The organism is Micropruina sp. (genome assembly GCF_047606365.1).
Lineage (GTDB): Bacteria > Actinomycetota > Actinomycetes > Propionibacteriales > Propionibacteriaceae > Micropruina.
Genome location: NZ_JASGEN010000095.1, coordinates 1 through 7,420 on the forward strand (window position 1 = coordinate 1; position 7,420 = coordinate 7,420).

Below are 7,420 nucleotides of genomic sequence, written 5' to 3' on the forward strand. Positions count from 1 at the left end.
GCGGGGGCTCGCGCGCTTTACGCCCGACCTACCCGGACGGGGTGCAGCCCACTCCGCTTTCCGGTTACGTCTCTGCCGGACCCACCACCCGGTGGGCGAGCTTGTCGAGACTCTGCCGGGCACGGCCGGTCGAGACCCTGCCGTTGGGACGCGGGGACGGTTCTTTTCGTCCCACTGTTGGGACACGGGGGACGGTTCTTTTCGTCCCACTCTGAACAGCTCGCGCTGGTGGCCGAACTCACCGTGCACGTCCGTCATCCCGGTGGATGCCGGGATCTCAGCGACAGACGGTGATGTGGGCAGCGATCTCGGACGCGCGGGACGGTTCCTTTCGTCCCACTGTGAACAGCTTGCGGTGGTGGCCGAACTCACCGTGCACGTCCGTCATCCCGGTGGATGCCGGGATCTCAGCGACAGACAGACGGTGGCGCGGGCAGCGCGGGGTGGTGCGGGCAGCGATCTCGACGTCGGTGACTGCTGGCGGGAAATATGTGCCGATTTCGTGTTGTAGCCCGAAATCCGGAAGGTTTCCCGAAATCAGTGAGCGATCTCGACATCGATGCACCCCGAATTCTGCACGCCCCGACCATCCGACCATCCGATGACCTGATGCCTCCGTTGGTCGAGCTTGTCGAGACCCCGTCCGGTAGTGATTTCTGCAAGCAGGTCTCGATGTATAGGTGTTGTCACAGTGTTGTCAGAAACCACCCTGGTGTTGTCAGCTTCACAAATGGTGCCGAGCTGCACCACCGTGGCCAGAAAGTGTCAGACCCGGCTCCTATCGTGGTCGTCATGAATCGCATCGCCGGTGTGACAACGGGATTCATCCCTAACCGGTCAGTGAACGACTTCTGTCAGTGGCGACGTTTAAGGTCAACGGTATGAGCATCGAGGTAGAACTGGGGACGACGGTGGCAGACTTCGCCACCGTCGTGACCGGCCTGCTCGATCAACTCGACTACGACTGTGTGCCGCTACTGACAGATCGGAAACAGCTCGACCTGGTGGCCGACCTGCTCACGGTGCAGTCGCGGTTGTCGGGTGTGGTGCACACCATGCTCGGCACTGTCGACCGTTCCGAGGCGGCGATGACCGCGCATGGTGTCCCGACAGTGTCGTGGTTGGCGTCAGAGTTGCGCTACACCCGAGGCCAAGCATCCGCGATGCTGCACCATGCCAACGATCTGCACCGGTTCACCCAGATCGGCGACGCGCTGCGCGACGGTGTCGCCAACGACCGGCAAGCACAAGCGGTCACCCAGGTGCTGAAGAAACTCCCCACCGACCTGGGAGTCGAAGCCGAGACCAAGGCACAGGCCACGATGGTCGGCCATTGCGAGGAGTTCAACAGCCACGAACTTGCTGGTCTCTCCCGGCACCTGTTGGAGGTTGTCGCACCCGAGGTTGCCGAAGAAGCCGAAGCGAAACGCCAAGAACGTGAACTACGCGACGCACAGCAGGCTCGACATCTCAACTTCTCCGACGACGGGCACGGTTCCACCACCATCAAAGGCTCCCTCCCCACCGCCGATGCAGCACTGATCAAGGCACAAATCGAAGCACTCGCCCAGCAGATGCACCGCACCGCCCTAGAACTACGCGATCCGGGTGTGCCGCAACCGTCATGGCCACAACGTCGTGCCGATGCTTTGGTGGAGTTGGCCCGCCGAGTCGCGATCCAGCAGGCAGCACCCAAACATGGGGGTGACCGGCCGCACATGGTGGTGCTGATCGACTACGAGGATCTGCACAGCGACTGCCGAGGCGCAGGCTTGGCTGACGGCACCATGCTCACCGCCGGCCAGCTACGCCAGTACGCGTGTGATGCCGGGATCCTGCCGATCATTCTCGGCGGCCCCTCCGGAGTGCTCGACGTGGGCCGCGAACAACGGCTCGTCACTCCTGATATCCGGCACGCTCTGCATGTGCGGGATAGGGGTTGTGTGTTTCCTGGTTGTGACCGTCCGGCTGCTGATTGTGACGCGCATCACATCATCCCGTGGGCTCAAGGTGGTGCAACATCGCTATCGAATCTGTGTTTGTTGTGTAAACATCACCACAATCTGTTGGAACCTGACATGAAACGGGCTCCGGAGTTGCAGTGGCAGATCCGGATCTCAACCGATGGGATTGCAGAGGTGATTCCGCCTCGATTCGTGGATAAACATCGACGGCCACGATGTCATCAACGATTCCGACCACCCGGATAGACGGGGAGAATGGTGTGCGCACGGGACGTTCGGGCCAAAAAATGGGCGCATGCGTCTAATGGGCTTCGACAAGTTCGACCAACGTCACCTAGGTCATCTCGGCGGACGCCGGTATCTAGGCAAGCAGCGAGTTCATGTCGCGGAGAGATCCCGGCGTCCGCTGGGATGACGAGTGACGGGGTGCGATAGCGGGTGTCTGCGAGAGGGTCTCAACCAGCGGTGGAGCCGCTTCTCGACCGGCGATGGGGCAGGTCTCGACAAGCTCGACCAGCGGTGGTGAGTCCGGCAGCGACGTAACCGGAAAGCGGAGTGGGACGCAACCACTGGAAACCCGACTGCACGCAGCACATCCCGGCTTCAGCGGGGGAGTTGAGTTGATGAACTCAATCGGGTGCCGATGGTCTTGTCCATGAAGGCGGCTCCGGCCACCGCAACGAGGTAAACGACGATGTCACGGGCGTCGAAGCCGGTCCCGAGAACCAGCGCGATGGGCGGGAAGGTTGCGGCCCAGGTAACGGGGAGGCCGGTGAGCTGGAACAACTCGATCGCCACGCAGAGCGAGCCGGCGACGACGGCGGCCACTGCGGGACGAGCCCGGGGCGCCAGGAAGACGACGATCAGATAGATGAGGATGGCGTACAGGCCATCGCCGGCGACGTCGGACGCGGCGCCACGGCGAAGTGCGAAGCGCACAGCCAGGCCGGCCAACACGGTGACCACGGCGAGCCCGGCCGCGATCAGCCTGCGACGTCCGGCCGTCGTCATCGGGCACCGCCAGAAGCATGCGGTCGACTTGAGAGCATCTCGACAGGCTAGTCGGACGGCTCCGGTGAAAGGCGCGCGATGTCGGGCTCCTTCGTGCAAGACCGGTAGGGCGAGGCGCGGGATCGCGCACCGATCGCACGCCGGCACAAGTGGGCGAGGACGAGGCACCGTGACGTCGCACGCCCTACCTGTATGGCTGCCAGCGGACGCCGCCCACTCATAGCGGGCCGAGTACCTGCCCGGGATCAGCGTCGAGCTCAAGCGCCTCCAGCACTACGCCCAGGCTGCGTTCCTCGTAGCGGAAGTGACTTTCCATGATGGCCGCGACGCCTTCCAGATGCCGGTCCAACTCATCCGGTGGTGCCTCCCGAGCGACCGCCGCCTGCAGTGCGCCCAGCAGGTGGGCGATCATCGAGTGATCCTGCTGCAGGTTGCGCAGCACATCGCGGAGTTCGGGATGGGTCGCGGCGATCGCCGGGAACAGCTCCCGGTCCTCACCCTCGTGGTGGCCGGTCAGTGCGGTGCAGAAGCCGTGGCAGAACAGCAGCAGGTCGCGCTGTGCAGGCTGGGTAGGTGCACCGCTGGCCAGCGCCGTGCGGGTCAGCCGCAGGGCTTCGCGCAGTCGTTCATGGACGGTCCGCAGTTCGTGGTTCCAGGCGATCAGCCTGGCTTTCTCGCCCTCAGTCACATGAGGGCGAAGGGGTCGACGCGATCATCGTCGTCTCCTTCGTGTTCGACGCCTCCATGCCTGACACTGTCTGCCACCGACACGCGACGTTGATCCGGAGACTACCCGAAGAGGTGCCGAGGACGTCAGGGCTGTTGAGTGCGTCGTCAGCAGTCCCTGCCGTCCCTGGTCTCGACGCTAGACCAACCGGTGGGCGGCCTGGACCGGCGGTGCCCGGTTGCGTCTTCGACAAGCTCGACCGACGGTGGTGGGGAAGGTTTCGACAAGCTCGACCAACGTGCCTACGCCATCCCGGCGGACGTCGGGATCTCTCCGTCCGGGTGTTTCGGGCTGCGGAGATCCCGGATCAAGTCCGGGATGACGAGGACGAACAGGTCTCGATAGGGCTCGACCACCGGGGCTGGGACAGGGTCTCGACAGGGGGTCGACCAGCGGTGGGGGGACCAAGTCCAGTGCTGCGGCTACTCGTTGTTGAGGGCACCGCGGCGCAGGCGGCTGCGTAACAGCCGGCGTTCGGCGTCGTTGGCGGTCAGCCGCAGCGCCGTCCGGTCGGCGTCCTCCGCCTCGGCCGGACGGCCCAGCCGGCGCAGCAGCTCGGCCCGGGCGGCGTGATACGGGTGGTAGTTCGCCAGCGGCTCGGCCAGCGCATCCAGGTCGGCCAGCGCCCGCGCCGTCCGGGACGGCAGGAACTCGGCCAAAGCCACCGCCCGGTTCAGCTTCACGATCGGGCTGGGATCGATCCGCAGCAGTGCCTCGTACAGTCCGACGATCTGTGCCCAGTCGGTGTCGGCCCAGGTGGCTGCCTCACCGTGCACGGCCGCGATCGCCGCCTGTAGCTGCAATGGTCCCGGACGCCGTAGCGCGGCCGCCCGTTCCAGATGTTGCCGTCCGCGAGCCAGCAGTTCGGCGTCCCAGCGACCGCGGTCCTGGTCGCGCAGCGGCACCAGGTCGCCGGCCTTGTCGAAGCGGGCCGCCGCGCGGGCGTGCTGGGTGGCGAGCAGCGCGGCCAGCCCCCAGTTCTCGGCGTCGTCCGGGAAGGAGCGCGCCACCAACTCGGCCAGCCACACCGCGTCCGCGCCCAGAGCCCGGTCCTGGGTGCCGGTGGTCGAGACGAAGGCCTCGTTGTAGCAGGCGTAGATCACCGTCCGGACGTCCGAGAGGCGCTCGGGCAGGGCGGCGGCGTCCGGAACCTCCAACGCGATGCCGGAGGCGACGATCTTGCGTTTGGCGCGGACGATCCGCTGCGCCAGGGTGGCCTCGCCGATCAGGAAGGCGCGCGCCACCTGCGGCGTAGTCAGGCCGGTGACCGCCCGCAGGGTGAGCGCGATCCGCGCCTCGATCGCCAGCGCCGGGTGGCAGCAGGCGAACAGCAGCGCCAGCCGGTCGTCGGTGTCCGAGCCGAGAAAGCCTTCGGGATCCTCCGACGCCGGTGACCACTGTTCGGGCAGCGGACCGGTACGGCCGTGGCGACGGACGGCGTCGAGTGCGTTGCGGCGAGCGGCCAAGCTGAGCCAACCGGCCGGGTTCGGCGGCAGGCCGTCCCGGCGCCACGCGACCAGCGCCTCGACCACCGCCGCGGCGACCGCGTCCTCGGCGAGCGCGAAGTCACCGAAGACGCGGCTCAACCGCATCACCAGCCGCCCCGACTGCTCGCGCAGCAGGACGGCCAGCGCGTCGTCAGTCGAACTGCGAGTAGTCAACGACCATCGGCCTCACCTCGACGCTGACGCCCGGCAGTTCGAGCGCGGGCCAGCTCTTGGCCAGCGCGATGGCGGCGTCCAGGTCGGGGACGTCGATCACGCTGAACCCGCCGATCACCTCCTTGGCTTCGCTGTACGGACCGTCGACCACGACGCCGCCGGAGCGGACGGTGGTGGCCGTATCGGGCCCGAGCAGCTCGGCCCCACTGTCGGCGATGCTGGCGGCGTTCTCGCCGTACCACTGGTAGATCCGGCCGTAGACCTCTTGTGCCACCTGCGGGTCGACATCGGTCTGGGCCGACGGATCGGTGGCGAACATCAGCACGTATTTCATGGTTCCTCCTCGGATCGGTTAAGCGTGCACCCTGGTAACGCGGCACCGGAACCGAAATCGACACCCTCGGCGAAAGATCTTTGAATCGCCGGCGAAGCCGCGGCGGGGCGTCCGGATCTCCCGCCGCCACCCACACCCAGCCACCAGGCCAGCGCGGGTGCGGCGGCGTAGGTTTGCGCGCATGGAACCGCGTCACGACAAGCTCGCCCACGCCCGCTCGTTCGGTGGGATCGCCGACGCCTACGAAGCGGCGCGCCCGGGGTATCCGCCGGTCGCGGTGTCCTGGTTGGTGCACCCCGACGAAGTGCGGGTGGTCGACGTCGGAGCCGGTACCGGCAAGCTCAGCCGGGCCCTGCTGGCCACCGGACACGAGGTGGTCGCGGTGGATCCCTCCGCCGAGATGCTGACCGTGCTGCGCACCCAGACCCCCGACATCGGGACGCTGGTCGGCACCGGGGAACAGCTGCCGATCCCGGACGGCTCGGTCGATGCGGTCAGCTATGCGCAGGCCTGGCATTGGGTCGATCCGCCGGCGGCGTCCGCGGAGGCTGCCCGGGTGCTCAGGCCGGGCGGCACGCTCGCCCTGGTCTGGAACTTCCGCGACGAACGGGTGGAGTGGGTGCGCGAACTGGGCGTCGCGATGCGTGCCGAGACCAGCCAGTACACCCCCGGTGCGGATGAGTTTCCCCACGTGGGCGAGCCATTCGGAACACCCGAACGAGCCCAGTTCGAGTGGCGGCAGACCGTCGCTCGCGACGACATCCTTCGGCTCGCCGCGTCCCGCAGCTACGTCGCGGTGATGGACGCCGACGGACGCGACCAGGTGCTCGCCGCCGTCCGCGAACTGCTGGATACCCACCCCCAGACGGCGGGCGAGGAGACCCTCTCGTTGCCCTACGTGACGGTGGCGTTCCGCTACACCAAGCCATAGCCAGGGGGCTTGAGAGAGATCGTCGAGATCTGGATGAGCCCCTGGTAAGGGGTTTCGACAAGCTCAACCAGCGATGGGGTCGGCTCAACCCGCGGGGCGGGCATGTTCATCCACGCACGCTTGAACGGTAGTGCGTAAATACGTACTATCGACGAATGGCAGAACAACACGACGACCTGGAGCGTCGGGTGGCGGCCCTGGAAGCGGCGGTCGCACGACTCGCACCCCGATCCGCGCCGACGACCGAGCCCTCCACCGAACAGGACGACCTGTGGGTTCTGCGCGGGCTGCGCGAACGCGAGGTCGAAGGTGTGCTGATGGCCGGCACCCTGACCGTGCCCGCGGCGGGCCCCGTCGCCTGGCAGTACGGCCTCAGCGCCGACAGCCTGCTGGAACTCGACTGGGCCGGGTTCGCGTCCACCGTCGACGCCTTGTCCCATCCGGCGCGGTTGACCATCGTGCAGCTGGTGTTGACCGGCGTCCGGTCCACCGCCGCGCTGCTGGAGCAGAAGACCCTCGGCACCACCGGGCAGCTGCACCACCACCTGCGACAGCTGGTGGCGGCCGGTTGGCTGATTCAGGTCAAGCGGGGGGAGTACGCGGTGCCCGCGCATCGCGTGGTGCCGCTGCTGGCCGTGATCCTGGCGGCACAGCGATGAGCGCCGCGGTGCGCAGGCTCTCCGCGCGAGTGACCTGGACGATCGTGCTGCTCAGCCTGCTGGTCGGTGTCGGGATCGGCTTCGTCGCCGGGCCGCAGCGGCAGCATCTCGCCGCGGCGTCGACCGGCGACCC

At 67.0% G+C, this 7,420-nt stretch carries 7 protein-coding genes; 3 read left to right on the plus strand and 4 right to left on the minus strand.

Features of this window, described 5'->3' with window-relative positions; all coding sequences use genetic code 11:
• Positions 1 to 881: 881 nt before the first annotated feature.
• The gene (locus tag QM624_RS10815) at positions 882 to 2,210 is read left to right on the plus strand and encodes a DUF222 domain-containing protein (protein ID WP_415091637.1); all 1,329 of its coding nucleotides are present in this window, start codon (positions 882 to 884) and stop codon (positions 2,208 to 2,210) included.
• 357 nt (positions 2,211 to 2,567) lie between these two features.
• On the opposite strand, the gene QM624_RS10820 is transcribed toward QM624_RS10815, so the two are convergent.
• The 4 genes from QM624_RS10820 to QM624_RS10835 form a co-directional block, all read right to left on the minus strand.
• Positions 2,568 to 2,975: a DUF2809 domain-containing protein gene (locus tag QM624_RS10820; RefSeq protein WP_415091639.1), complete on the minus strand. Its 408-nt coding sequence runs from the start codon at positions 2,973 to 2,975 to the stop codon at positions 2,568 to 2,570.
• Positions 2,976 to 3,192: 217 nt separating this feature from the next.
• Positions 3,193 to 3,663 carry a hemerythrin domain-containing protein gene (locus tag QM624_RS10825; protein ID WP_415091641.1) on the minus strand — a complete coding sequence of 157 codons (471 nt, stop codon included), beginning with the start codon at positions 3,661 to 3,663 and terminating at the stop codon, positions 3,193 to 3,195.
• A 461-nt stretch (positions 3,664 to 4,124) separates the two neighbouring features.
• Positions 4,125 to 5,363 (minus strand): RNA polymerase sigma factor, encoded by a 1,239-nt coding sequence (locus tag QM624_RS10830; protein ID WP_415091643.1) that lies wholly within the window; start codon positions 5,361 to 5,363, stop codon positions 4,125 to 4,127.
• A complete protein-coding gene (locus QM624_RS10835) occupies positions 5,341 to 5,697 on the minus strand; it encodes a YciI family protein (RefSeq protein WP_415091645.1) in 357 nt (118 codons plus the stop codon). Before QM624_RS10835 ends, QM624_RS10830 begins: the two co-directional genes overlap by 23 nt.
• 181 nt (positions 5,698 to 5,878) lie before the next feature.
• Between QM624_RS10835 and QM624_RS10840 the strand changes: the two genes are divergently transcribed.
• Together QM624_RS10840 and QM624_RS10845 are read left to right on the plus strand one after the other, a co-directional pair.
• Positions 5,879 to 6,628, plus strand: a complete 750-nt coding sequence (locus QM624_RS10840) for a class I SAM-dependent methyltransferase (protein WP_415091647.1) — start codon at positions 5,879 to 5,881, stop codon at positions 6,626 to 6,628.
• A gap of 155 nt (positions 6,629 to 6,783) precedes the next feature.
• The gene (locus QM624_RS10845) at positions 6,784 to 7,287 is read left to right on the plus strand and encodes an ArsR family transcriptional regulator (RefSeq protein WP_415091649.1); all 504 of its coding nucleotides are present in this window, start codon (positions 6,784 to 6,786) and stop codon (positions 7,285 to 7,287) included.
• Positions 7,288 to 7,420 lie beyond the last annotated feature (133 nt).